The organism is Nonomuraea sp. JJY05, assembly GCF_043496855.1.
GTDB lineage: Bacteria > Actinomycetota > Actinomycetes > Streptosporangiales > Streptosporangiaceae > Nonomuraea.
In genome coordinates, this window is record NZ_JBIEIS010000128.1 from 1 (window position 1) to 1301 (window position 1301).

The window sequence follows — 1301 nt, forward strand, 5'->3', positions numbered from 1 at the left end:
GTTTCGTAGAGTTGGCGGCCCATGCCGGGGTGTTGGGCGCCTTGTCCGGAGTAGAGGAAGGCGGTTTTGCCGGGTCGGGCTCGTCCGGTGATCACGTTGACGCCTTTACCGACACCGCTGCTGTGGTTGTTGGTGGGGGTGTTTGAGGGTGCGGGAGCACCGGCTCCGGCTCCGTTGCCGGTCATGGCTGCAGCCCCGGCTCCGTTGAAGGTCACGGCTGCGGCCTCGGCTCCGTTGGGAGTCGCCGTTGCGGTTGCGGCGCTCGTGTCACTTCCGGCGCTGCCGTTGATGCCGGTGCCGCCATGAGCGCCGTTGCCGTTGCCGTTGGTGGTCGGGGTGGCGGTGCCGATGCCGGTGCCGGTGCCGTCAGACGTGCCGGCGCCTGTACCTTCCCCCCTGCCGTTGCCTGTGCCGCCAGCGGCGTCGATGTTCGTGCTGCCGTCTGCGTTTGTGGTGGTGAGGTGGTGCAGGGCGTCGTGGAGGTCGTCGGTGTTGCGGGCCAGGATGACGGCGCGGTGTTCGAGGTGGGCGCGCGTGGTGGCGGCCGACAGGGCGATGTCGTGCAGGGGCAGTTCGGGGTGGGCGGTGAGGTGGCTGGCCAGGCGGGCGGCTTGGGCGGCCAGGCTGGTCTGATCGCGGGCGGACAGGGCTACCGGGACCAGGGGCAGGGGCTGCGGCGCTTCATCGCTCGTGCCTGTGCCCTTGTCGGCGCCGCTGTTGATGCCGGTCCCTGCGGCAGCGCCCGCGCCCACACCCGCGCCAGTGCCGGCGGCGGGACTGGTGTGGGGGGCTTGTTCGAGGATGAGGTGGGCGTTGGTGCCGCTGATGCCGAAGGAGGAGATGGCGGCGCGGCGGGGTTTGTCGGTGTGGTGGGGCCAGTTCTGGGGGTGTTGGAGGAGGCGGATCTGGCCTTGTTCCCAGTCGACGTGGGTGGTGGGGGTGGTGATGTGCAGGGTCTGGGGCAGGAGGCCCTCGCGGGCGGCCATGACCATCTTGATCACACCCGCCACACCGGAGGCGCATTGGGTGTGGCCGAGGTTGGACTTCACGGTGCCCAGCCACAAGGGGTCTTCTTCGGGACGGGCTCCGTACACCTCGAGGAGGGCTTGGGCCTCGATGGGGTCCCCGAGTTTGGTTCCGGTGCCGTGTGCTTCGACCGCGTCGATGTCGCCGGGGGCCAGACCCGCGTTGGCCAGCGCTTGGCGGATCACCCGCTCCTGGGAGGGGCCGTTGGGGGCCGACAGGCCGTTGCTGGCGCCGTCCTGGTTGACCGCCGATCCGCGGATCACTCCCAGCACTCG

General features: G+C 70.3%; 1 protein-coding gene. It reads right to left on the reverse strand.

What is annotated here, in order from left to right; translation table 11 throughout:
- On the reverse strand, window positions 1–1298 hold a 1298-nt coding region (locus ACFKCF_RS61595; RefSeq protein ID WP_394506792.1), incomplete at its 3' end, for a ketoacyl-synthetase C-terminal extension domain-containing protein.
- Window positions 1299–1301: the final 3 nt, after the last annotated feature.